21 protein-coding genes are annotated in these 24,470 nt (G+C 37.4%); all 21 read left to right on the top strand.

Going from position 1 to position 24,470, the window contains the following annotated elements; genetic code table 11:
• The first annotated feature begins 20 nt into the window (after nt 1-20).
• The 21 genes from C7S20_RS00320 to C7S20_RS00210 all read left to right on the top strand — a co-directional run bounded on the left by C7S20_RS00320 (nt 21) and on the right by C7S20_RS00210 (nt 24,466).
• Entirely contained in the window at nt 21-863 is an 843-nt protein-coding gene (locus tag C7S20_RS00320) for a glycosyltransferase family 2 protein (RefSeq protein ID WP_107010626.1), read from the top strand.
• Nucleotides 863-1,918 carry a hypothetical protein gene (locus tag C7S20_RS00315; RefSeq protein ID WP_107010625.1) on the top strand — a complete coding sequence of 352 codons (1,056 nt, stop codon included), beginning with the start codon at nt 863-865 and terminating at the stop codon, nt 1,916-1,918. The genes C7S20_RS00320 and C7S20_RS00315 overlap by 1 nt, the downstream gene beginning before the upstream one ends.
• 3 nt (nt 1,919-1,921) lie before the next feature.
• Nucleotides 1,922-2,725, top strand: coding sequence for a hypothetical protein (locus C7S20_RS00310; RefSeq protein WP_107010624.1), 804 nt, complete (start codon nt 1,922-1,924; stop codon nt 2,723-2,725).
• 8 nt (nt 2,726-2,733) lie between these two features.
• Nucleotides 2,734-3,687 carry a glycosyltransferase family 2 protein gene (locus C7S20_RS00305; protein ID WP_107010623.1) on the top strand — a complete coding sequence of 318 codons (954 nt, stop codon included), beginning with the start codon at nt 2,734-2,736 and terminating at the stop codon, nt 3,685-3,687.
• Nucleotides 3,680-4,714 carry a glycosyltransferase family 2 protein gene (locus C7S20_RS00300; protein WP_107010622.1) on the top strand — a complete coding sequence of 345 codons (1,035 nt, stop codon included), beginning with the start codon at nt 3,680-3,682 and terminating at the stop codon, nt 4,712-4,714. The genes C7S20_RS00305 and C7S20_RS00300 overlap by 8 nt, the downstream gene beginning before the upstream one ends.
• A gap of 29 nt (nt 4,715-4,743) precedes the next feature.
• A complete protein-coding gene (wecB, locus tag C7S20_RS00295; protein WP_107010621.1) occupies nt 4,744-5,853 on the top strand; it encodes a non-hydrolyzing UDP-N-acetylglucosamine 2-epimerase in 1,110 nt (369 codons plus the stop codon).
• Nucleotides 5,854-5,856: 3 nt separating this feature from the next.
• Nucleotides 5,857-7,083, top strand: a complete 1,227-nt coding sequence (locus C7S20_RS00290) for a glycosyltransferase family protein (RefSeq protein WP_107010620.1) — start codon at nt 5,857-5,859, stop codon at nt 7,081-7,083.
• Nucleotides 7,080-8,240, top strand: coding sequence for a glycosyltransferase (locus tag C7S20_RS00285; RefSeq protein WP_227009065.1), 1,161 nt, complete (start codon nt 7,080-7,082; stop codon nt 8,238-8,240). Before C7S20_RS00290 ends, C7S20_RS00285 begins: the two co-directional genes overlap by 4 nt.
• Nucleotides 8,241-9,326, top strand: a complete 1,086-nt coding sequence (locus C7S20_RS00280) for a glycosyltransferase family 2 protein (RefSeq protein WP_107010619.1) — start codon at nt 8,241-8,243, stop codon at nt 9,324-9,326.
• Nucleotides 9,327-10,340 (top strand): N-acetylneuraminate synthase family protein, encoded by a 1,014-nt coding sequence (locus C7S20_RS00275; RefSeq protein ID WP_107010618.1) that lies wholly within the window; start codon nt 9,327-9,329, stop codon nt 10,338-10,340.
• A gap of 83 nt (nt 10,341-10,423) precedes the next feature.
• Nucleotides 10,424-11,443, top strand: a complete 1,020-nt coding sequence (locus tag C7S20_RS00270; RefSeq protein WP_159039842.1) for a glycosyltransferase — start codon at nt 10,424-10,426, stop codon at nt 11,441-11,443.
• Nucleotides 11,444-12,978: 1,535 nt separating this feature from the next.
• Nucleotides 12,979-13,617, top strand: coding sequence for a hypothetical protein (locus C7S20_RS00255; RefSeq protein WP_107010614.1), 639 nt, complete (start codon nt 12,979-12,981; stop codon nt 13,615-13,617).
• On the top strand, nt 13,614-14,777 hold the full coding sequence (neuC, locus tag C7S20_RS00250) for a UDP-N-acetylglucosamine 2-epimerase (RefSeq protein WP_107010613.1): 1,164 nt from the start codon (nt 13,614-13,616) through the stop codon (nt 14,775-14,777). The genes C7S20_RS00255 and neuC overlap by 4 nt, the downstream gene beginning before the upstream one ends.
• A gap of 1 nt (nt 14,778) precedes the next feature.
• Nucleotides 14,779-15,756 (top strand): polysaccharide deacetylase family protein, encoded by a 978-nt coding sequence (locus C7S20_RS00245; protein WP_107010612.1) that lies wholly within the window; start codon nt 14,779-14,781, stop codon nt 15,754-15,756.
• Nucleotides 15,728-16,525 (top strand): formyltransferase family protein, encoded by a 798-nt coding sequence (locus C7S20_RS00240; protein WP_159039841.1) that lies wholly within the window; start codon nt 15,728-15,730, stop codon nt 16,523-16,525. The genes C7S20_RS00245 and C7S20_RS00240 overlap by 29 nt, the downstream gene beginning before the upstream one ends.
• Nucleotides 16,522-17,205: an acylneuraminate cytidylyltransferase family protein gene (locus C7S20_RS00235; protein ID WP_107010610.1), complete on the top strand. Its 684-nt coding sequence runs from the start codon at nt 16,522-16,524 to the stop codon at nt 17,203-17,205. Before C7S20_RS00240 ends, C7S20_RS00235 begins: the two co-directional genes overlap by 4 nt.
• A 1-nt stretch (nt 17,206) precedes the next feature.
• Entirely contained in the window at nt 17,207-18,907 is a 1,701-nt protein-coding gene (asnB, locus tag C7S20_RS00230; RefSeq protein ID WP_107010609.1) for an asparagine synthase (glutamine-hydrolyzing), read from the top strand.
• A gap of 560 nt (nt 18,908-19,467) precedes the next feature.
• Nucleotides 19,468-20,880, top strand: coding sequence for a UDP-glycosyltransferase (locus C7S20_RS00225; protein ID WP_107010608.1), 1,413 nt, complete (start codon nt 19,468-19,470; stop codon nt 20,878-20,880).
• Nucleotides 20,853-21,662 carry a sulfotransferase gene (locus tag C7S20_RS00220; protein ID WP_107010607.1) on the top strand — a complete coding sequence of 270 codons (810 nt, stop codon included), beginning with the start codon at nt 20,853-20,855 and terminating at the stop codon, nt 21,660-21,662. Before C7S20_RS00225 ends, C7S20_RS00220 begins: the two co-directional genes overlap by 28 nt.
• A gap of 2 nt (nt 21,663-21,664) precedes the next feature.
• Complete coding sequence (locus tag C7S20_RS00215; RefSeq protein WP_107010606.1) at nt 21,665-22,828, top strand: glycosyltransferase family 4 protein; 1,164 nt, start codon at nt 21,665-21,667, stop codon at nt 22,826-22,828.
• A 69-nt stretch (nt 22,829-22,897) separates the two neighbouring features.
• Nucleotides 22,898-24,466 (top strand): glycosyltransferase family 2 protein, encoded by a 1,569-nt coding sequence (locus C7S20_RS00210; RefSeq protein WP_227009064.1) that lies wholly within the window; start codon nt 22,898-22,900, stop codon nt 24,464-24,466.
• Nucleotides 24,467-24,470 lie beyond the last annotated feature (4 nt).

Raw genomic sequence — 24,470 nt, 5'->3', positions numbered from 1 at the left:
TAGCAATAAATCAAATATAAATGCAGTCTAAAGAAAAGGTCTCCATAATTATTCCCTGTTATAATGATCATTTATATATAGTCCGGGCAGTAGAATCTGCAGTGGCTCAAACCTGGCCTGTGAAGGAGATCATTTTGATAGATGATGGTTCCAATGAACAGACGAAAATTAAGCTAAGGTCCCTTAAAAAAAAGATTGATAAGCTTATTAGCCAGGCAAACGAAGGTGTGAGTGCTGCAAGAAATAGAGGAATTGAAGCTGCTTCCGGTGAATATATCCTGGTATTGGATAGTGATGACTATTTTGAACCTGATTTTTGTAAAATGGCTTTGGATGCTTTTCGACAGGATGAAGAGATAAAATTAGTTACCTGCTATTCTAACTGGTTTGATGAAAAAAGTAGCAAGCTTTTTCGGCCTTTAGGAGGAAAAGTAAAAGATGCTTTATTTAAAAATATTGCCATGGGATCTTCAATGTTTCGCAAAAGGAACTGGGAAGAAGTTGGAGGTTATGACGAAAAAATGCTAAAAGGCTTTGAAGACTGGGAGTTTTATATAAGACTTTTAAAAAGTGGTGGCCAGGCGTATGTTATCCAGAAAGTCCTTTTTAATTACCGGAATAAGGCCAACTCCAGGAATAAAAAGGCAAATATGGAAAAATATGCAATTAAAGAATATATCTATAATAAGCATGCTGATCTTTACAAGGAACATTTTTCTTTCTTTATTCATGAATGGCTGAAAACTGATAAAAAAAGGGAGGCCTTTAAGCAGCAGGTAATGAACAGCCTGGATTATAAAGTTGGAAATAAAATTCTTAAGCCTTTGAGGTTAATAGGTTTATTTAAAAAGAATAGGGACTGATGTTGTTATACAGGCAAAGGAGAAAGATCATCCGTTATTTCAGACTTATGCAGGTATTGGTGAAGACCTTTTTCACTCCCGTAAATGAAAAAACCATCTTTTTTGACACCTCAGAAATAGCGATTAATCGTTACCTCTATTGTTTTCTAAAAATGTTCCAGTTGGAAGGTTATACAGTATATATTACTTTGGATATTAAAACTGCAAATATTTTATGCAATACAAAAGGGGAATTTAAATATGCCAGCTGGCTTATCAGTGAAAAAGTTATAAAATTTGGAATGCCTTCCTCAGCAATTTTAGAAATTTCAAAAGACCGTTTAAGCAACGCATATTATAACCAAAACAAGCAAGGCTATCGAGTTCCGGTTTGCTGTTATCCCTGGTTTTACACTAATATGTCCGGGTTCAGCAACATGGAATTAAAAGAAAACCGGAAGAATTCTGTTTTTATGTCGGGAAATATCGATCCGAGATATTACGACAGTATTTCTGATACTCCAATTTTTCGTAAGTTACCCAGCCGCAAGAAAACTGCAGATTTCCTTAGAAATATCAGTTATTTTTATCCGGTTAAAAACAACGAAGAACTTAATTCTTTTCTTAATAACTCCATAGATAATAAGGTAATTATAATAGATTCCAGTCAGGATTTCCGTATCGAATTGGAAACCCTACCCTTTATTTTGCAGAAGTTTTTATTTTATCTGGCTCTGCCTGGCATTGTTGTTCCTCAATCTCATAATTTACCCGAAGCCATGCTCTTTGGGTGTATTCCCATAATTCATAAAGAATATGCAGAACTTTTGGACCCTCCATTGGAATCGTTTAAGAATGCTATTGTTTTTAATTCTTTAGGAGAACTTAAAACAATAATTGAACAGGCATTCGAACTTAATGATTCGGAGGTAAAACAAATTAGGCAAAATGTATTGGAGTATTATAAAAAATATCTTAGTCCAGAGGCTGTAGTTGAAAAAGTACTTCAGGGTCCTGAGAGGATATTTATTCAGGCAGAACGAGTAAGTTTAATTGAGCTTACTAATAATGTATAATGGATGGCAGTTAATAAAGAAAAAATAGCGATAATCACAACAGTAGCTAATTGGGAGTTGTATAATAAGACCAAACATTTTTTTCCCACAGGAATTAGGGTATTTGCGATTGATGGGACAAGTGCTTTTTATGGTGTCAAGAGCATGACCTTTTTTATGAAAAAGCTAAAAAAATACGATTTGGACTGGTTAGTCATGGCAGATGAGGACGTTATTTTTGAAAATCCAGAGAAAATATTCAATCTTATCGAATATCTTGATAAAAATAATTATACCGTTGCAGGAGTAAGCGAGGCAGATCGTATTGGCGAACAAAGTAAACATCCCTATGTAATAAACACGTTTTTCGGCATCTTAAATTTAAGGGAAATTTATAAGATTTATAATGAAAAAGAAATGTTAGCCAATCAATATGCCATAGATAACGAATTTCCTAAACAGGTAGAAGGGTTCAGGCGGTATGAACATCCCATGACCTCCTTAGCCGAATCATATTATTGTTTTTTTCTTTGGCTACGTCGAAAAGGAAAAAAAACAAAATTCTTGAAGATCACACGTCCATTAGAAAATGATTTGTTAACCACCGCTGTTCATGATCATACTAATACCGTATTACTATATCATACATGGTTTGCGAGGTTCTATTCATTAGATACATTTCATAAAAAACGAATAGATAAAGTAATTAAAAAGGGAAAATTCAATAGTGAAAATTCGAAAATTATTCTTCTCAAAAATCATAGCCATGATATAAAATTCTTTTTTTACAAATATTTTAGAAGATTAAGAAGATTTATTTTAGAATAAAAGCTACAATGAAAGAAAATAAAAAACCCAAAATTTCAATCATAGTGGCAACATTCAATAGAGCTCACTTTATCGAAGAAAGTTTGAAATATATTGTGCAGCAAACTTTTGCGAATTTTGAATGCCTGATCATCGATGATGGTAGTACCGATAATACTGCAGAAATAGCTATTAAACTAAGCAAAATCGATTATAGATTTAAATATTTTCGTAGGAATAAAAGTTATAAGAAAGGGATTTCCGGCTGCCGAAATCACGGGCTGGATATGGCAAAGGGGGAGTATATCATTTTTTTTGATGATGACGATATTGTGCATCCTGATAATTTAAAAATATGCCTTTCCTTAATTAAAGAATTTAATGTAGACTTTTGCAGATATGACAAGGAGCCTTTTTCGGGAGAATGGGATCCGAAGATAATAAAAAAAAATTCCAAATTTAAAATTGAAAGAGTTGATTTTCATCAAATCGAAGAGGTAATAACCGGAAAAATTGCTTTTGCATCCTGTTGTATCCTATGGAAAAAAGATTGCTTCCAAACAATTAGGTTTAATGAAGAACTTCAATATGCAGAAGAATGGGAATGTTATTCCAGGATTCTTACTTCTGGCTATTCGGGAATTAGCATAGATAAGGTTCTTTATTATAACAGAAAACATTTTCAATCCAATACAGGAGAATTTAGAGATAATAAACCTATAAGGATGGAGTCTAAAATAAAAGCAATAAAACTGGTAATAGACAATTTGAAGACAAATAACCTTTTGTCACCAGAGTTGGTAAAATATTTCATACGTTGGGGTTTTCAGTTTAATAAACCAGAAATAATCAGATATGGTTTAAAACAATCCGAAGCAGGAATTTTAAAATTTTTGAATTATGAAATTGGTTTTTTGTTTTATCCTATTTTAAAACCTTTATTTAGAATAAAAGGAATTCTACTGGATAAAAAGCATGGATGAGAATTCAAATAATACACCCTTAGTAAGTATAATTCTTCCCGTTTATAATGGCGAGAAATATTTGTCTCAATCTATTGAAAGTTGTCTTGATCAAAGCTATACTAATCTTGAACTGATCATCGTAGATGATGCTTCAACCGATAATTCTTTAAAAATAGCTAATATTTATGCATCAAAAGATGATCGGGTAAAAGTTATAGCGCATGACCGGAATAAAAATTTACCCGCAAGTTTAAATACCGGCCATAGGATTGCAATAGGGAAATATGTAACCTGGACTTCTCATGATAATTTCTATAAAAAGGAAGCAATTGAGAAAATGCTGGCAAGTATTTATCGGTCTGATGCAGATCTTGTTTTTAGCAATTTTCAAATTATTGATGATAAAGGGAACTATATTGGTTCGTATAGCCATTTTTCAGGGAATACCATCTTATTAGAAAACATTATTAGAGCATGCTTTTTATATAAAGTTGAAGTATATGAGAGAAATAATGGTTATAATGAAAATTTATTTAAAATAGAAGATTATGCTTTCTGGTTGATGGCTTCATTACATTCACGTTTTCAACATATTCCAGAGCAACTGTATTGTTACAGGTCTCATTCAGAAAGTCTTACTGCTGGAGCGGTTCTTTCTCAATTTCATTACAAAAAGGAATTTTCGCAAAAAGTTAAGGAAATGTACCAAATTTATTTTGCCAAATTAGAATCGAATTATCCACATGATTTGGCAAAACTCTTTAAAAACCTCCACCTACATCAAAAAATAGATTTGATTAAATTTTTTAGATCTTATAAATGCTACAAAAAGAACCTTAAAAAGGTATTCGATATTTATGGAGAAAAGAAAGTTCTTTCGGAATTAGATATTCGATTTCGACAAAACATATTAAGGTATCCATCAAATCAAACTCCAAGAATACTATTTTATATTCTCTTGAAAAGGCATAGACTTTTATTTTCTTACTCGAAAAAGAAAAGTTTTCAGATCTTTTTTAAATCTTTAATGAATTGGTCACATTAAAGTTATTTTTATAATAAAATAAACCTGGTTTGAAAAAAATACTGGTATGCTTCGGAACCCGTCCGGAAGCCATCAAAATGGCCCCTGTAATTTATGAACTGCAAAAGCATAAAGTTGATCATATAGTTTGTGTAACTGCTCAGCATAGAGAGATGCTGGACCAGGTACTGGATTTTTTTGGAATTGTACCTCATTATGATCTCGGACTAATGTCTCCAGATCAGTCTTTAAATAAACTAAGTGGTGAGATCATTGCTTCGTTTGATAATGTCCTTACAGAAGTTAAGCCGGATATCTTGATGGTACATGGTGACACTACCACATCGGTGATGGCGGCATGGGCCGCGTTTCACCGGCAAATTCAGGTAGCACATATCGAAGCAGGACTACGGACCTTTAATGTAAAGTTTCCTTTTCCTGAAGAGGTAAACAGGCAAATAACGGCCAGGCTCACAGAATATCATTTTGCCCCCACGGTTCAGGCCAGAGAGAATCTACTAAGGGAAAATATTGCTGAAAACAAGATTTTTATTACAGGAAATACCATTGTGGATGCGGTAAAACTGGGCGTTTCCAGACTTGATAAAATAAATAAATCAAAGCTTACCTCTGAAACGGGGATACTTCCCGGCAGGTTTATTTTGGTTACAGGCCACCGGAGAGAAAGTTTTGGAAAAGGCTTTGAGCAACTGTGTGATGCTATACTTGAAATTTCAAAAACAGAGGAAATTGATTTTTTATATCCCGTGCACCTTAATCCTAATGTAAAAGAACATGTGTATGAAAAGTTAGGGAATACTCAAAATATTCATCTCATAAGCCCAGTTAGTTATCCCGCGATGCTATATTTAATGAAAAACTGTGAATTTATTATTTCCGATTCCGGAGGTATTCAGGAGGAGGCACCTGCTTTTGATAAAAAAGTGCTGGTCACACGTGATTTTTCGGAGAGGATGGAAGGAGTAGAGGCTGGTCTTTCTATATTGGTTGGAACCAGCAAGGAAAAAATTATTAAAGAGGCTTCATTGTTATTAAAGGCTTCCAAAAATAAAGCATCCTTTAATAATCCTTACGGCGATGGTAAAGCAGCCAAGAGAATTGTGAAAATCATTGTAGAAAACCTTGGCGTTAAGGAGTAATTGATGAAACGTATACTGGTAATAGCCGAATCTACAGATATCGATAACAGCAGTGGTGCTAAGGCGAATATGGCTTTAATAAAAAACCTTATCAAGGTAGGTTATCTGGTTAAAGTATGTCATTATTCCAGAAAAGAAGTGGAGATTGAAGGAGCAGAAAGTATTTCGATTCTCGAAAACCGGAAAAGCCTTTTATTCTTTCTTAGCCGAGTAGAAAGATATTTTCGTTACTTATTTGGGATAAGTTTAAATCCGAAAATTGAAAAAAATACCGGCTTTTCTTTTACTTTAAAAAATGACAGAAATAGTATAATAGCGGCACTAAAAGAAGAAAAAAATTTTGAGTCTGCCTGGGTGCTTACTCTTAGCCAAGGTGGTAGTTTCAGGCCCCATCATGCCCTTTTAAGAATGCCTGAATGGCATCATAAATGGATCGCTTATATACATGATCCCTATCCCATGCACTGGTATCCAAAACCCTATACCTGGAAAGAAGCCGGGTATAAATTGAAGCAGCGATTTATGGAGGAAATTGCAGATAAATGTAAGTATGCTGCTTTTCCTTCTCTTTACCTCAAGGAATGGATGGGGTCCAATTATCAGGCTTATCTGGAAAAGGGGATCGTCATTCCTCACCAGTTGAACAAAGAAATAGAAAAAACTCCATCTGAAAAGGTGAAGATCGATCCTTCGGAATTCACAGTACTTCATGCCGGGAATTTTTTACAGGCCAGACAACCTAATGGCCTTATCGATGGATTTAAAAAGTTTGTATCTAAAAAGCCGGATGCAAGAGTGAAACTGATCCATATAGGGCCAGCACCTCATTATAAGGAATATCTTGAAAAAGAGGCTAAAGATGAGACGAGAATTGAAGTCTTTTGCGAAAGTCACCCGTTCAATGAGGTACTCTGGTTACAGGATAAAGCCACTATAAATATCATCATAGAAGCCAAAGCAGAATTCAGTCCTTTTCTACCCGGGAAATTCCCGCATTGTATCGCTGCTGGAAAACCTATCTTGTTGTTAGGACCTCCCAAAAGTGAGGCCAGACGATTACTGGGAGAAGATTATCCTTATTATTCAGAAATTGATGATGCTGAACATATCGCTATTCTGCTTGAAGATCTTTATCTTAAATGGGAGCAAGGAGAAATTAGAATTGACTTTAGTGAAATTGAAAACTATTTGTCTTCTGCACATCTGAAGGAAATGATAGAGGGCCTATGAAAATCTTAATGGTATCCATATTCGCCCCACATTTCTTTAACTGGACCGAGCAGTTAAGGGAGTCGGGGCATGATGTATACTGGCTGGATGTTTTTGATTCCAACACAAAGGTTGAAAAAATAGATTTTGCACAGCAAATTACTGGCTGGCGTTATAAGTGGGATTTTCCCGGAAGGTATTTTCTAAAAAAAAATCATCCTGGATTTAACAGACTTATAAATAAAGTAAACGAAAGAAGTTTTCAGAAGGTTTTAGAAAGAAAAATAAAAGAGATCCGGCCTGATGTAATTCACAGTTTTGTGATCTATCTTTCAGCTGCTCCCGTATTGCCGGTCATAGAAAAATTTCCAAAAATAAAATGGATACTATCCACCTGGGGTAGCGATCTTTTTTATTACAGCAAGAAAAAAAACTATCGGGTAGATATTCAAAGAGTTTTGCCAAGAGTAAATTATTTATTTACCGATTGTAAAAGAGATCAGCAGATAGCGATAGAAAATGGCTTTAAAGGAACTTATCTGGGAACTTTTCCGGGGGGAGGAGGTTTCGACCTTCAATTGCTGGAATCGTATCATAAAGAACCCAATGAAAGGAATCTAATTCTTGTAAAAGGTTACCAGGGATTACATGGCAGGGCTATTGAGGTGCTGAAGGCTTTGCTGCCTGTAAAAGAAAAATTGAGAGAATTTGAAATAGTAGTTTTCGGGGCTGATGAGGAAGTGTTTCATTTCGTCAGGAATTCCGAAATAAATAGCTGGATAAATTTTAAAGTACTTGGAAAAGTTTCTCATCGGGAAGTGATGAAGCTAATGGGACTTACCAAAATTTTTATAGGCAACAGCCTTTCTGACGGTATGCCCAACACCTTACTTGAAGCTATCGTTATGGAAGTTTTTCCCATTCAATCAAATCCCGGAAGAGCTACTGAAGAAATAATCACTGATGGCCTGAATGGCTTGCTCATTAATAATCCTGAAGAACCTAAACATATCCGGAATGTACTGGAAAAGGTCTTAGAGGATGAAATAGATATAAAAAAAGCTATAAAATTTAACAACGAAAATTTAAGACCCGGACTTGATAGAGAAAGAATTAAATATGAAGTTCTTAAAAAGTATAAATTAGTAGAAGAGGAATTAGAAACATCGGGCTCATAAATGAATCCAGAAATTACCATCATATATGCTAACCGAGATCGGGACCTGGAAAGGATCAGGTTGACGCTTGACTCTCTCTCCAAACAGACTGATCAAAATTTTAACGTCATCTTCGTGGATTACGGAAGTAAATATGAACTTGTAGAAGAATTAAAAGAGCTATTTAAAAATTATACTTTCGTGCAATTTTTCGCTATGGAGGTGCCCCAGCTTTTATGGAATAAAAGTAAAGCTTTAAACTATGGAATTCTTAAAGCATCCACTCCATTTATATTTATAGCTGACGTGGACCTTCTATTTCATCCTTTAACCACCAAAAAGCTTGAAGACTTTTCTGATCAAAATAGTTTTGGCCTTTTTAGCCTAAACTATCTTTCCAAAGAGGAATCGGCAAAAGTGGTTAAAAAGAATACTCTCAAAGATCCTGAAATTGAAAGAAAAGGAGAGGTTAACGGGATGATACTCGCTCCCAAAAAAGCTTTTATCGAAGTGAATGGCTATGATGAATTCTTTCATTTTTATGGTGCGGAAGATGTAGACCTGTTTGATCGAACTGAACGAGCTGGATATAAAAGAATAAAACATCCGGATAAACTATTCTATCATTTCTGGCATCAAAGCTTCCAGGGATCGGAGGATAAAATCATTACTCAAAGACCAAGAGTAAAAAACATCATGCGAGTCAATGAGCAACATTACTTTATGAACAATCAGCTGGAAGTAATCAGGCCCAAAAGGCAGCCTGAAATGGGTAAGATCATCAGTAAGGAAGACAGTAATTTGCTAAAAACCCCTGATAAAACTTATCGTGTAAAAAACATTCTTGCTCAGGTGGAACATTTTCTTCATGAGATCATGCCTACAGAAAAAGGAGTGATATGTGCAGTTTTTGAGGAAGATCCCTATTATTCTTCATTCAAGCATCAATTGAAAAAGCTTTTGAAGAAACAAACTCAAACCTATATTTCAATGAAAGAAGTAAATGATATGCTTCTTAAAAAAATAGTATTTGAATACAGGAATGCCAACTATTCTTTTAAAATTGCAGAAGATCTAAAAACCATAGACTTTAGAATACAACTCTAAATGATAAAACAGGTAGAAATAATAGCTGAGGTTGGTCAGGCCCACGAGGGAAGCCTGGGAATGGCTCTTGCCTATATCGATGCTCTTGCAGATGCCGGGGTGAATGCCGTAAAATTCCAGGTGCATATCGCGGAGGCGGAAAGTAGCATCTATGAGCCTTTCAGGGTAAAGTTCTCCCAACAAGACCAGACGCGCTACGATTACTGGAAACGAATGGAGTTTACCAAGGAGCAATGGAAAATTCTTAAACAGAGGTGTGATGAAAAAAGAGTTGAATTTCTGGCTTCGCCATTCAGCAATGCGGCTGTCGATCTTCTGGAGGAACTTAAAGTGAAGAGGTATAAAGTAGGATCGGGGGAGGTGACTAATTTTCTTTTACTGGAAAAGATAGCGAATACTGGAAAGCCTGTAATACTTTCTTCTGGAATGAGTTCTTATGAAGAGCTGGATAAAAGCGTTGAATTTTTAAGAGAAAAAAACATCGATATCTCCATATTACAGTGTACCACGGCCTATCCTTCTAAACCGGAGAATTTTGGGTTAAATGTGATAGGAGAATTAAAAGAAAGATACAGGACTTCGGTGGGATTCTCTGATCATTCCGCTAAAAAAGAAACCTGTATAGCTGCAACTGCGCTTGGTGCAGAAATTCTCGAATTCCATGCGGTCTTTAGCAGGAAAAGCTTTGGGCCTGATGCTTCCTCCTCTCTTGAAATAGAAGAAATAATCGAGCTGCTAATAGCTATAAAGCACATTTCAAAAGCTCTTGAAAATCCGGTGGATAAAAAAGACAATTCAAGATTTACTGACCTTAAAGGAATTTTTGAAAAGTCATTAGCGGTAAATAAGGACCTGAAAAAAGGTCATATTCTGAATTTCAATGATCTGGAAGCAAAAAAGCCCAATGGGTATGGCATCAAACCAGAGGATTTTTATAAGGTGGTTGGTAAAGCTCTCTTAAAAGATTGCCAAAAATGGGATTTTCTAACTGCTGATATGATCACTGATGTCTAAATAGATATCTATGGATGGATAAGCGTCATAGTAAATTTAGATATCCTTTTTGAAATTAGGAACTTCTACTAATAATTTCCTTTATGATACCAGATGTTTGTTTTTACTTTCATAGCACGCGGTTACATTTTACGCAACTAATTACTGGTCTGGAACTTTTACACCAAAAAGGAAAGATAAACCTGCAATACTCTCTCGAAAACATAAGCTATCCTATCGATCTCTGCAGAGTCAAGTATAAGGATAAGATCCTCATATTTGACATGGCAGATAGTACCGAAATACAGGAATCTATTTATGAGGAATGTGATTTCTATATAAAAAGAATGTTACTGAAAGAAGATTATAATAAAAAGGAAAAACTGGTTCCCTACGGCCTGAATTATTCTGTTTTCTATGAAAACAGATATCTACAAAATCTCATTTACAAAAAGAATTTCTTTAAGTATTCGGTAAGATACCATCCTACTCTTTCCAGAATATTAAATATGAAAAATTCGATTGGATCTTCCCATCTAAAAAAATTACAAGCTTCTCCCAAAGAAGATTTTGGAATTGTTTTTAGAAGCAGACTGTGGAATCCGGAGAATAATCCTACCGATTGGAAAAAGGAAGAGCGAAAAAAAATGAACAGGGATCGTATAGAGATCAATAAAATACTTAAAGAACAATACGGAGATCTATTTTCTAGTGGGATCGAAAAGGACGAGTTTTCAGAAAAAGAATGCCCTGAATTACTGATTCCAGATAAAGAATACCACAAAGCTAACTATCTTAAAAAACTTAAAAATGTCTCCGTGGGAATTATTACCGAAGGACTTGAAAAAAGTATAGGATGGAAATTGGGAGAATATGTAGCCCATAGTATGGCCATACTGACTTCCCCCATTGATGAATTCCAGTTACCGGGTGATTTTAGGGAGGGTGCCAATTATTTGGTGTTTAAATCGCAACAGGAGTTGCTTAAGAAAATCAGACAGCTTTATAACGATAGCGATCTTAGAATGGAAATCCAGCAGAATAACCAGGAATATTATAACGAGTATTTAGAACCGGCAGCTAAACTTCAAAAAATATTTATCAGGATAAATGAAAAAGCTTGAGAAATTTTCTCGAAATTCTTATTTCTCCGGTTTGATAATAATTCCATCGTTAAATCTTTTAATGTTCTGATCTTTAAAAAGATTTTCTACTTTGTACTTTTTAATTATATAATTTCGCCAATTCACAGAGTCCAGGTAAATTACTATGGCTGCGCTATCTTTTATGTTGGATCTCCATTTCTCAAGATCTGCAGAATCAGCTGAAAGAGGCAGGTGTTTTATTTTTTTGTTATCCGTAAAAATCTTTGGAATAAATACATCATTGGTATAAATAATTTTATTTGGATAGTTCTTTCTAAGATATTGAATTGTGGGTGATTCGCTAAATTTGACAGAAGTAAATCCCGAACCATCTTTATAATGATCGCTATAGACCGGAATGCTTCGAAAAGAATAAGAAATCAATATCAATAGGGGGAGCAGAAGATATAATCTAAAGGAAACCTGCCGAGATAAAAAAGTAATAAAAAGTCCTAAGCCGATCAGAAAAAAAGGATAAACAGGACTAAAGATACGATTTGAGAACGGGATGGCATGATCTAAAAAAGCAGCTGAAAAAAGAATAAATAAAAAATACGTACAGCTAAGGATAAATGGAAGTCTGAACTCTCTCCAATTCCTTAAAATAAAATCCTTAAGCTTGATTTTTTTTAGTCTTTTTCTATAAATCAATACCAAAAAGGAAAAAGCAACCGCCATAAATACCAAGCCATTCATATTGCCGAAAATCCAGGTTCCAAAATTGAAAAACATTTCCTGTAATTTAGCGAAAGGAATCAGCTCATAAGAAAACTTCCGATCATGTGAAGACACGTCGTTTAAGCGGGTATAAATAAACCAGGGAACAATTGGGATCAGAAGAGCCGTAAAAAAAGAAAGCAAACTGGAAAATAATATTCTTAAGGATTTGAAGTCTTTATGTACTATATACATTAAATATGCGCCTGCGAAACCAATACCAGCATATCGTACCAAAATAGACATTCCTAAAATCAATGCACTTACAAATAAAGTCCATCCGGAATGCGTGTTCTGCCATTTTTTTAGGAACAAAAAGGAGGAAAGGAGCAGGGATATGAAAAAACCTTCCGATAAATACCATATATATATATTGTTGATACAGGAGAAAAAATATACAGTAGCAGCAGAAGATAGGAAATCCTCCCAGGGATTCCGTAAAGTTCAAAAATTTTAAAAAGAACTATAGTAGTGGAAAAAAGGCTTAGCGCATTTACCAGTGTTCCAGCTAGCATTATTGAGATTCCCAGGATAGAGGAGAATGCAGAAATCAATAAAGGATAGCCAGGAGGCCAATGGTTTATATATTTGCCATCCAGATTAGTAAATCCTTTCCCTGCCTTAAGACTGTTTGCGGCTTCATAATAAGTCACTGAGTCGGGAGAAAATCCTAAATAATGATTTTTGGATATCAGATAAATAATTATTCCTGCGAATACGGCCATTATATAAAGAGGAATTTTATTTTTAAGCTGATTTACCAAATGCGAACAATATTTTATCAATATTAGTTAAAAATGCGTATTAAAGCTATAGCAAAAGAACAATACCAGAAATTTTCCCAGGCTGATGGCAGCCAATTTATTGCCAGCGAATACGCAATTTACGGTATATTAAAAACAGTCTCTATTTTTCAACCCGGCACCATACTAGAGGCAGGGGTGGGAATCGGGACCATCAGCGACTCCATACTGAAGGCAGAATTTAGCTTTAAACCACAAGTGTATGGAACCGAGAACAATGAATTCTGTTTGAAGCAACTGTCTAAAAATATGGGTAAAAATTTTAGCCAATTGAAATTATATCCGAATATTCAAGCATTACCAGAGGGGCTTTTGCTGGATCTAATTATCATTGATGGTATCGAAAATGAGCTGGAGAGTTTAAAGAAAAAGATGAGCAAAAAATGTATCCTGCTAATAGAAGGAGATAGAAAAGAACAGGTAAAGAAATTGAGATCCTTGTTTCCAAAGCATAAATTTGCCACTATGGTGTCGGTCCGAAAAAACAGTGTATATTCAAAAAAGAATCCGGATGAATTCAAAGGAGGATTGAAAGTAATATTCACCAATCCCGATTTTTTCCAATATTTGTTTTGGATAAAGACCAAGATACTGATGAAGCTTAAATATTTTAAAAGAGATTATCTTACATGAGCCTAGATCGAAGAAAAATCTGCGTAGTCATCACCGCCCGTCCGTCGTATAGTAGGATCAAATCGGCACTGCAGGCTATTAAAGAACATCCTAAATTGGAACTTCAATTGGTGGTTGCTGGTTCGGCTTTGCTTGACAGATATGGCAATGCGGCAGATTTTATCAGGAATGATGGTTTTGAGGCAGTGGCAAAGGTCTATATGGTGCTTGAGGGGGAGAATCCCACGACCATGGCGAAAACTACCGGTCTCGGACTAATGGAACTCACCAATGTCTTTTATAACCTGCAGCCTGATGCGGTCATCACCATCGCCGACCGGTTTGAAACCATCGCTACTTCTATAGCCGCGGCATACCAGAATATTCCCTTAGTGCATATACAGGGAGGAGAAGTGACCGGAAGCATCGATGAAAAAGTAAGGCACGCCAATACCAAACTTGCCGATATTCACCTGGTGTCGAACGAAGATGCCCGGGAAAGGGTGATCAGGCTGGGAGAGGATCCTGAAATGGTGATCAATACCGGATGCCCTTCCATCGATCTTGCAAAGGAGATTGCCAATGATGAGGCTCTTAATTTTAATCCGTTAGAAAAATATGGCGGAGTGGGAAAAAACATTCGCTGGCAGGATGGATACCTGGTGGTAATGCAGCATCCTGTTACCTCGGAATATGAAAAAGCGAGAACACATATACTAGAAACGCTTCATGCGGTAAGCGACTCGGGAATTCCGTCTTTCTGGTTCTGGCCAAATGTAGATGCGGGCTCTGACGGCACTTCCAATGGAATTAGGACTTTCAGAGAACAGGAAAATCCCGAAAACATCCATTTTTTTAAAAATATAGATCCCCTGGACTTTTTAAGATTGCTGAAGCATTCCAAAATGCTGATCGGAAATTCCAGTGTGGGGATCAGGGAGTGCAGTTACCTTGGAGTACCGGCCATAGATATTGGGAGCCGGCAGCAACGAAGGCTCAAAGGAGAAAATGTCACTCACACGGGCTACAAGCGGGAAGAGATACTGGCGAAAATCAAGGAATTGAATGGAAATGGTAGATTTAGTACTTCAACTATATACGGCAATGGTAATTCCGGTAAGAAAATCGCTAATATACTGGCAAAAATCGAATTAAGATCGCATAAAAGCATCCAATACTAATATGCTGGCAGTCGCAAACTTTCATTATATCAGGAAAAGTTTTGAAACAGAATATCCCAGTATCTTTGGGGTTACACCTGATCGGTTCAGAAAACAGTTACAGAAACTGGCAAAATATGGGCAGTTTGTTTCGCAAAAAGATATACTGAAAGGAATTTCTGAAGATAAAAAAGCAATTCTTATCACTTTTGACGACGGTCTGAAAGAACAATTCGAGCTGGCTAAACCTATACTTGATGAAATGAAGATCCCGTTCATCTGTTTCGTGAATACTTCAAATTTTTCAGAAAAAAAAGTTTCCCTGGTACATCAAATTCATCTTCTTCGATCAAGGATATCTCCTGTGGAGCTCCGTAAGGAAATAGAAAAGAAGTGGACGATCAAGCTGAGCGATGAGGAAAAAAACAAGGCTATAATCCATTATAACTATGATGAGGAAGAAGTTGCCAGACTAAAATACCTCCTGAATTTCAGGTTGGGATTCGAGGAACTGAGGAAGATCATTAGCCCTCTTTTTAAAGATCATTTTGATAAAGCCGAAATGGCGAATGAACTCTATATGGGTGAAGAACAGCTTGCCGAATTATGGGGGGAAGGCAGTCTTGGTTCTCATGGACATTATCATGATCCTTTGGGAATGCTGCCAGCTGAAAAAGTGAAAAAAGAACTTGAAAAAAGTCAGGAGTTCTTTATCAGCCGGTTCGGGGGAAGAGCAAAAGCCTTCAGTTATCCTTATGGTTCTTTTGAGGCCTGTAAAAATCTTTCCATACCTTTAGCCAAAACAGGTTATGAAATGGCTTTCAGTATGGAAAGAGCCATAAATAAAAATCCTGCAGAGAATCCTTTCCTGCTTGGAAGGTATGACTGCAACGATCTTCCCGGCGGAAAAGCAAATCTCTTCCAGAGGAAAAATCTGTTCGAAAACCCTGAATTTTCCAATTGGCATCGCTATGAAAACGGTACTTCTTACCAGCAATAGTTACAGGCATCAGTATATCGCGAGGTGTCTGGAGGAGCAGACCGATCTAAAGCTTATTATCAGCGAGGAAAAATCAACCAAGATTTCAGATACTTCAAGCCTTGAGTATGAGGACGCGGAGTTTCAGAAAATACATCTCAGAAAAAGGGAGGAATCGGAAATCGAATTTTTCGGTAAAGAAGGTTTCCCACAAACGGTACTACAGCTAAAGATGGCTCATGGCGATATCAATTCAGAATTAACATTAAAGGTTCTTAATGATATTGATCCCGATTATATTATTCTTTTCGGTACCTCCATCATTCAAAATGAGCTATTAAAAGCCTTTCCGCAGAGGGTTATCAATCTCCATTTGGGACTATCTCCCTGGTATAAAGGTTCGGCCACCAATCTTTTTCCTCTGATAGACGGAAGACCGGAGCTGGTTGGAGCTACCATACACCTGGCTACTGCAGAAGTCGATGCCGGAGGAATCCTGCATCAATTGCGACCGGAACTGGAAGAGCATGACAGTTTACATGATATAGGAAACAAAGTGATCCTTCAGGCCGGAAAAATTTTACCAATAGTACTTAAAGAATACGAATCAGGAAAAATTACCCCTTTCAAGCAGGGAAATCCGGGGAAAATTTGTAGAATTAAAGATCTGACTACGGAAAAGCTTCGAAGGGCCTATCAGAATATTTCGCAGGGAATGATTCCTGAATATCTGAAGAAAAAAGAAGCTATTGACGCTGATTTTCCGATCGTTTCAAATCTCGATCAATGAAAGTACTTGGACTTATACCTGCCAGGGGAGGGAGTAAAGGAATACCCGGCAAGAATATAAAAGAACTGAAGGGAAAACCACTGATCGCTTACAGTATTGCCTCGGCAAAGAAGGCTGAATTGCTTTCCAGGCTGGTTTTAAGTTCAGATGATGCATCAATAATTGAAATCGCAAAAGCTCACGGATTGGAGGTGCCTTTCAAACGTCCGCAAGAACTTTCCCAAGACGATACTCCGAGTATTGAAGTAATCCAACATGCACTAAAATTCTTTTTAGAAAAGGGTGAAAAATTTGATGCCGTTTGCCTTTTACAACCAACCACGCCTTTCCGAAGGAATGGACTTATCGATGAAGCCATTCAAAAATTGGAACAGGGTGAGTTTGACTCTGTAATTAGCGTACGGGAAATCCCGGAAAATTATAATCCGCACTGGGCTTTTGAAGAAAAGGACGGAAAACTGAAAATCGCCACGGGTGAAAGCACTCCCATTCCCAGGCGGCAGGAACTGCCAAAAGCCTATCACCGTGACGGTGCGGTATATGTAACCAGAAGTAAAATTATCTTAGAGGGTTCATTGCTTGGTGAAAAAATAGGATTTGTAGATACTACAAAAGATCCTTACGTCAATATCGATACTTCCGACGACTGGGAAAGAGCAGAAAATATCTTAAAACAATAATATGTGCGGGATCGCCGGTATCATAGGGACGAATTACAATAAAGAAGACCTTGAGAAAATGCTTGAAAGCATCAAGCACCGGGGTCCGGATGCTTCCGGAATCTATCAGAATGGCGACTGTCTATTAGGACATAACCGACTTTCCATCATTGATCTTTCCACGAACGCCAACCAGCCTTTTAGCGATACTACCGGAAGATTTCAGCTGATCTTTAACGGGGAGATCTATAATTATAAAGAGTTAAAAGCCGAAATAGGAGACAGGTATAATTTTAGAACAAGTTCTGACACGGAGGTCTTACTGGCTTCTTATATCATTTTCGGAAAAGACTGCCTGGAAAAACTGAACGGGATGTTCGCCTTTGCGATCTGGGATAAGAAAAAAAAAGAGTTATTTGCAGCAAGGGACCGGTTTGGAGTAAAACCCTTCTATTATTATAAGGATGCAGAAAGCTTCATCTTTGCCAGTGAGATCAAAGCTATTCATAGATTTGTTGAAAAAAATCCGGATGAGAAAACCTGGGCCAATTATTTTTGTTACGGCAGCTATGGAAGTCCGGAAACTACTTTCTATAAGGATATTTTTCAGCTGCAGGCAGGATATTACTTAGAATTCAAAGATGGAAAGCTTCAAAAGCATCAGTGGTATGATTTTGAAAAAAGAATAAAAGAAATACCTTCTGATCACGGCTCGGATTCGGAGGTTAAAAGAAAATATCTCGCGTTACTTGAAGATTCCATAAAATTACGCTTCAGGGCCGATGTGGAGGTGGGTTTCAATTTAAGCGGGGGAGTGGACAGTTCACTCTTATTGGCATTGGTGAATCATTTGCACCCGACCCATAATATTAAGGCTTATACTTTTTATACCGGCGATGAGCGCTATGATGAACTGCCCTGGGTGGAAAAAATGATCAAAAGGACAGGGAATTCGCTTGAAAAAGTAAAATTGTCACCTGAAGAAGTACCTGAGCTTTCCGAAAGAATAAGCTTTTACCAGGATGAGCCTTATGGGGGAATTCCGACGCTGGCCTATTCAAAAATTTTTCAAAAGGCTTCTAAAGATGGCGTGAAAGTATTACTGGACGGACAGGGAATGGATGAACAATGGGCAGGATATGATTATTATGGAAGAGCCACGAATGAATTAATACAGGGGAGTGGAAATGTATCTCCGCTTCGTACAGGTGTTTTGAATAAAGGTTTCATGAAACTGGCCGAAAAACCTCAATACCCTGAACTTTTTTCCTCAGTAATTCAGAATTTACAGTACCGGGATCTTTTTAATACCAAACTGCCACGGGCCTTGAGATTTAATGACCGGATTTCAATGGCTTATTCCACAGAACTGAGAGAGCCCTTCCTGGATTACCGACTGGTGGAGATGGCTTTTGCATTGCCCGATCAAATGAAAATAAGAGGCGGTGTGCACAAATACATGCTACGCGAAATCGTTAAAGAATATGTTCCTTTTGAAATTGCGGAAGCTCCGAAGAGAGCATTACAAACGCCTCAGCGGGAATGGCTGGGAGAAGAACTGAGGGGGTTTGTTAATCAGGGAATTGAGAAATTGCTTAACTCTGAATTTTCCAACTGGTTTGATTCGAAGGCTCTTCGGAAGGAATGGGAAGCTTATCAAAACGGAAAACAGGAGAATAGTTTTTATGTATGGCAGTGGGTTAATTTAGGCCTTTTGATATAGTTTGGTTTTCTGTTCTTATTTTTCCCATCGGCTGATCTCTTTTAGCTCTGCCGGTGAAGAGTTAGGAGTTCAGAGTTCAGAGTTCGGAGGTTTCTTTTTAGTATTTCTACCTTAAGAGAAGCTGAGACGAGTTCAGCTTGATGGCTTCGGCTACCCGCAGGTTCATCATGGAGAGCAGTGAGGTTTTTTTAATTTGAAGATTAGCCGATTTTAAGATTTGAAAATGGTTTTAGTTTGGAGCTTGACTGTTTATTAGTTTTTATTCTTGAAGAGGTGCTGTAAAATATTCATGTCACTAATTCAGTGTCATTGCGATCCGCCGCAGGCGGAGAAGCAATCTCTATTTAAGCTGGAAGCCTTAAGGCAGAAGAAATTAGCTATAAGCAGTCTATAGATGAGTGATTTATATTTTATTTTACAAGAGAAATTGAGACAAGCCTAACTGCCGGCAGACAGGTTCAGCCTGACATGGAATGTAGATAAGAGAGTAGTAAGTATTTAAAAGTGGGGAGCTTTAATTTCTCTAAATTTTTATCTTAGCCAATATCTATATAAGCACCTTGAAGCAGAAAAAAGTCTTTGTAATCATTCCTGACGGTGTAAGTCTTAGAAACTTTTTATTCACCGATTTTCCGAAAAAGGCAAGGGAAAAGGGACTGGAGATCGTTTACTGGAATGCCACTCCTTATGATATTTCTGCCGAAGGGGAAAGGGAGATCAAACTAAGGCCAAAACCAAGAGCGATCACCGATCTGTATAAAAGAGCGAAGATCATTTCAGAATTGAATCATTTTCGGGATAAATTCAATGATCCCGTTTACGACAAATATAAGTTTGCCTCCTCTAACAGAGGCTGGAAAAATAAACTGAAAAACCTGATCGTTTCCCGATTAATTGCTACTTATACCGGAGAAGAGGGGTTGAAAGTTCTAAGGGAACGTATGCAGAACTCCGAAAGGAAGTCAGCTTATTATAAGGAATGTAAAAAAGTGCTGGAGAGAGAAAAACCTGATCTGGTATTTTGTGCCAATCAGCGTCCGGTGAATGCTATCGCACCGGTTACGGCGGCACAGGATCTGGGTATAACCACTACCTGCTTTATCTTTTCATGGGATAATCTGCCAAAGGCCACCAAGGTTATAGATAGCGATTATTATTTTGTTTGGGGCGACTATATGAAAAAAGAGCTGCTGGCATATTACCCTTACATTCAGGAAGAGCAGGTGAAAATTACCGGCACGCCCCAATTCGAAATCCATTATAAGGATGAGGTGCTTATCCCAAGGCAAATATTCTGCGAAAAATACAATCTGGATCCCGAAAAAGATTACCTGTGTTTTTCAGGAGATGATATCACCACCTCACCGCATGATGAGGTATTCCTGAGGGATGTAGCTGAAGCGGTTCGAGGATTGAATGAAAAGGGAGAGAAAACAGGAATTATTTTCAGAAGATGTCCGGTAGACCTATCCGGAAGATATGATGAGGTATTGTCTGATTATCAACAGGAAATCACCTCCATTGATCCACAATGGAGCAGCGGGAACAATAGCTGGGACACGGTGATGCCCACCCGGGAGGATATGATCCTGCAGACGAATATTATCGAACATAGTTTTATGGTGATCAATATAGCCTCGTCAATGGTATTTGATTTTGCGGCCAGAAACAAGCCGTGTGCCTATATTAACTATATCCCCAAAATAGACGAATTGAAAAAGGATGTAAGAGAAATTTATGATTATGTACACTTCAGATCAATGAAAAATAAAAGAGAAGTCTATTGGATCGATTCCAAGGCTGATATCATTGAAGCAATTAAGCGAGCAGAAAAGTGTGAAACCAAAGAGGTTCTTAAGAATTCCAGAAGCTGGTTTAATATTATAAACCTGAATCCTTTCGATAAGGCTTCAGATCGAATTTCCGAAAAAATAAAATCTCTAGTATGGGAAACCGGAAAGAACAGAAAATAATTTTTCTACATTCTTATTTACCACGCACTGGACATAATTTTGTATCAGAAGCTTTAAAAGTTTTTACAGGGCATACAGTTTTAATTCACAATAGGAGTGAAACCAGATTATCCGCTATACTCAGCGAGTTCTTCAATATTTATGATAAACAGGTATTTTTTGAAACGGATAAAAAATTTCTTGAGCATTTATTTATAGAGGGTTTAAGAGAACGCATTCTTGAAAAATCCAATTCAGAATATGTAATGATAAAAGACACTTCATTTATAGGTGTAGATCAGCTTGCACGACTATTTCCCAATGATATTCATATTATTCTTTTAAGAGATCCAGCCAGCGTTTTTAACTCATTGGTCAAAGGAATGCGTTTTAACAAAGTTAAATTAAGAGATAAGGTTAAGAGGCTGGGAATATCATTTGGTGTATATCCTTATTACTATAGCAGAAAACTTAGTAATTACGTGTTAAAAAATATACCTGATTTTGAGAATAAACTGGTATTAAGATATGAGGATATGGTAGAACTTGATGAAGAAACTCTGGAACAACTGAAAGGCATATTTGGGACCAGTAAAGAAATCTATAAAATAAAAGAAGAGATTAGCGCCATTGAAGTAATTAATTCATCTTTTATAAAAGAAACTGGAGCAAGCCATATCTGGGAACAAAAGCCTAAGACTAAGAGATACGATCCAATTAAGAGAAAAGGTAATTCATATTTAACCAGATTGGGCATCGGACTAGGTAGTCGAAAACTTCGCAAGAAGTTCAATTATATATAGAAATGCATATAGCTTATCTCACACCCGAATATCCACATGAACTCTGCCCTGCTTCGGGCGGCCTGGGAAGCAGCATCAAGAACATGGCTGAGGCCCTGGTTGAAAAAGGTGTACAGGTAAGCATTATTTTATATGGGCAGGAAATAGATAAACACTTTGATGAGAACGGGCTGAGGTTTTATTTCATTAAGCAGAAAAGTTATCAGGTCGGTGGCTGGTATCTCTACCGAAAATACCTTCAGGGACGAATCAATCGAATCATCAAAAAGGAAACAATCGACCTTATCGAAGCACCGGACTGGACCGGGATTACTGCATTTATGAAATTTGAGGTGCCGCTGTTGATTCGTATGAACGGGACGGATGCTTATTTCTGTGCCCTGGAAAACCGTAAGCAAAAATTTAAGAACCGGTTCTTTGAGAGGGAGGCCATGAAGAATGCAAACCGGATCCTGGCGGTAAGCGATTTTACCGGAAGAAAAACCATGGAGGTTCTAAAGCTGAACCGGGGCTATGAAGTCATTCCTAATAGTATCTCCATAGAAGATTTCAAGCCATCAGAAAACAATCCCGAACCAAACCGAATCCTCTATTTTGGGAGTATCATAAGAAAAAAGGGCGTGCTGGAACTGGCGGAGATTTTTAATGAAGTGGCAAAACAGTATAAAGAAGCGAAACTCCTCCTGGCGGGAAGAGATGTGGTGGATATTTTTGAAAATGTATCAACATGGGAACTCTTTAAAGGAAAACTCTCAAAAGAAGCAGCGAAACAGTTTGAGTATATTGGATCGCTGGATTATTCGATGGTTCGAAAGGAGATCGAGAAAGCGAACGTAGTTGTGCTGCCAAGTTTTGCCGAGGCTTTACCAATGACCTGGCTGGAAGCGATGGCTATGGAGAAAGCACTGGTAACTTCTAATATCGGCTGGGCGCCGGAGGTAATGATCGATGGTGAAACCGGATTTACTGTAGATCCCAGGGATCATCAGTTGTATGCGGAGAAAATTCTGCAGTTGCTGAAAGATAAAAATTTAGCCGGTAATATGGGAAAGGCAGCCCGGAAGCGAGTGGAGGAGAAGTTTTCAACGGAAGTTGTGGCGGAGAAGAATATTCGGTTTTATGAGGAGGTCCTTCAAAAATGGAAAAATAGTTCAATTAACAATTAACAATTACCAATAATCAATGATCAATAAGAATGAATAATTTATTGCTGAAGGCTTTTGACTTATGGCTTAATGCTAAAAAATAGTACTTTTGAGCAAAGCCGTTCCCAAATGATCATTCTGCTTCACAGCAATGCCAGGAAATTTATACATACTAGCCGGGATGGTAAAGAATTATTATTAGAAAGCAGATCTCTCGTCAATGCTTTTTGGGAAGTAGCTGAAAAGTTTCCGGAGGAGCTGATCATCTGGAGAGATCAGGATATTGATCCTATAATTGCTGATAATATCGAAGAGTGCTTTCCGCATGAATTAATCATGTCCAGTTTTCCAATTGTTAATCAATATATTCCTGATCAAATTGGTTATATTGATCAGCTTCCGTTTGTGAATCCGAATTATGAAGTGGTTTATCCCACCTGGAGGATGAGCACAGATATAGGTGGGACCTACGGAAAAACTGCACTGAGATTCAGGGATACCTTCAAAGAAATTACAAGCTTCGGTTACCTTTTAAATTCAATTGCGAAAACCGGTCAGCAGAACGGACTTTTTTGTTATACCAATCCAAATCTGACAGAAAGCAATCAAACAATTAAGCTCAGTTTTAATAGTACTGATGATGAATTGTTCAGATTCGTGGCACAGCATTATAAAAAGGAATGGTTATGGATCTTGCTGTTTTGCTTCTGGAGATACGAAAAACGATTGCTACTCATTCCTTTCCTGAAAAGCCTGGGAAAGAAGTCTTTTTTTAAACAAAAAATACATCTTCCTATTCATGAGATCAGGCGGGAAAAAGTATCAAACGAAAGCGAGGACATTGATGTAATCGTACCAACTCTATTAAGATCGGAACATTTAAGGAATCTATTGGTGGACTTAAGCAAACAAAGCAAGTTACCAAATCGTGTTATCATCGTAGAGCAGGATCCGGATCCAGCGTCAGTATCCCAACTGGAATTTTTGAAGGAGAAATGGTCCTTTGAGGTCATCCATCACTTTGTTCACCGAACAGGAGCCTGCCACGCCAGAAACCTTGCGATGAAATCGGTTACCGCCAAATATATTTTCTTTGCTGATGATGATATAAGGCTTGAGACAGATCTGCTGGAAAAAACATTAGCTGAAATTAACAGACTGGGAGTGGGTTGTATCAATTTAAATTGTCTTCAGCCCGGAGAACAGTCTGTTTTTCCGAAGATCAAACAATGGGGCGCATTTGGTTCAGGGACCTCGGTGGTGAAATCGGAATACGCGCTGAAGTGTGAATTTTCCGAATTCCTGGAAAAGGGGTTTGGGGAAGACATAGATTACGGATTGCAATTAAGAAGCAAAGGCTGTGATATCATTTATCATCCCGATCTTCAGTTTGTGCACCTTAAGGCCGAGAGAGGCGGATTCAGAGAGGTGATGAAAGGACAGGATTCCCCAGAAGAAGAGCCAAAACCTTCTCCCACGATGATGTATCTGGTGAAGTCGGCTTATACTCAAATAATGCAAAGAGGCTATAAAGTGTCCCTGTTCATTAAATATTACAGAAAGCAATCCATTAAAAATCCTTTTCGTTATTTTGGAAGCATGAAAAGACGCTGGAGGTTAAGCGAAAGACTATGTGAGGAACTGAACAATGCCAAATAAGGGA

It is taken from the genome of Christiangramia fulva (genome assembly GCF_003024155.1).
Lineage (GTDB): Bacteria > Bacteroidota > Bacteroidia > Flavobacteriales > Flavobacteriaceae > Christiangramia > Christiangramia fulva.
The sequence above is the reverse complement of the archived record's forward strand: the minus strand, read 5'-3'. Positions and strand labels throughout refer to the sequence as shown.

Bases quoted from the DNA above. Each gene is read 5' to 3' on its own strand.
- C7S20_RS00320 (WP_107010626.1), top strand. From the start codon at position 21: ATGCAGTCTAAAGAAAAGGTCTCCATAATTATTCCCTGTTATAATGAT.
- C7S20_RS00315 (WP_107010625.1), top strand. From the start codon at position 863: ATGTTGTTATACAGGCAAAGGAGAAAGATCATCCGTTATTTCAGACTT.
- C7S20_RS00310 (WP_107010624.1), top strand. From the start codon at position 1,922: ATGGCAGTTAATAAAGAAAAAATAGCGATAATCACAACAGTAGCTAAT.
- C7S20_RS00305 (WP_107010623.1), top strand. From the start codon at position 2,734: ATGAAAGAAAATAAAAAACCCAAAATTTCAATCATAGTGGCAACATTC.
- C7S20_RS00300 (WP_107010622.1), top strand. From the start codon at position 3,680: ATGGATGAGAATTCAAATAATACACCCTTAGTAAGTATAATTCTTCCC.
- C7S20_RS00290 (WP_107010620.1), top strand. From the start codon at position 5,857: ATGAAACGTATACTGGTAATAGCCGAATCTACAGATATCGATAACAGC.
- C7S20_RS00285 (WP_227009065.1), top strand. From the start codon at position 7,080: ATGAAAATCTTAATGGTATCCATATTCGCCCCACATTTCTTTAACTGG.
- C7S20_RS00280 (WP_107010619.1), top strand. From the start codon at position 8,241: ATGAATCCAGAAATTACCATCATATATGCTAACCGAGATCGGGACCTG.
- C7S20_RS00275 (WP_107010618.1), top strand. From the start codon at position 9,327: ATGATAAAACAGGTAGAAATAATAGCTGAGGTTGGTCAGGCCCACGAG.
- C7S20_RS00270 (WP_159039842.1), top strand. From the start codon at position 10,424: ATGATACCAGATGTTTGTTTTTACTTTCATAGCACGCGGTTACATTTT.
- C7S20_RS00255 (WP_107010614.1), top strand. From the start codon at position 12,979: ATGCGTATTAAAGCTATAGCAAAAGAACAATACCAGAAATTTTCCCAG.
- neuC (WP_107010613.1), top strand. From the start codon at position 13,614: ATGAGCCTAGATCGAAGAAAAATCTGCGTAGTCATCACCGCCCGTCCG.
- C7S20_RS00245 (WP_107010612.1), top strand. From the start codon at position 14,779: ATGCTGGCAGTCGCAAACTTTCATTATATCAGGAAAAGTTTTGAAACA.
- C7S20_RS00240 (WP_159039841.1), top strand. From the start codon at position 15,728: ATGAAAACGGTACTTCTTACCAGCAATAGTTACAGGCATCAGTATATC.
- C7S20_RS00235 (WP_107010610.1), top strand. From the start codon at position 16,522: ATGAAAGTACTTGGACTTATACCTGCCAGGGGAGGGAGTAAAGGAATA.
- asnB (WP_107010609.1), top strand. From the start codon at position 17,207: ATGTGCGGGATCGCCGGTATCATAGGGACGAATTACAATAAAGAAGAC.
- C7S20_RS00220 (WP_107010607.1), top strand. From the start codon at position 20,853: ATGGGAAACCGGAAAGAACAGAAAATAATTTTTCTACATTCTTATTTA.
- C7S20_RS00215 (WP_107010606.1), top strand. From the start codon at position 21,665: ATGCATATAGCTTATCTCACACCCGAATATCCACATGAACTCTGCCCT.
- C7S20_RS00210 (WP_227009064.1), top strand. From the start codon at position 22,898: ATGCTAAAAAATAGTACTTTTGAGCAAAGCCGTTCCCAAATGATCATT.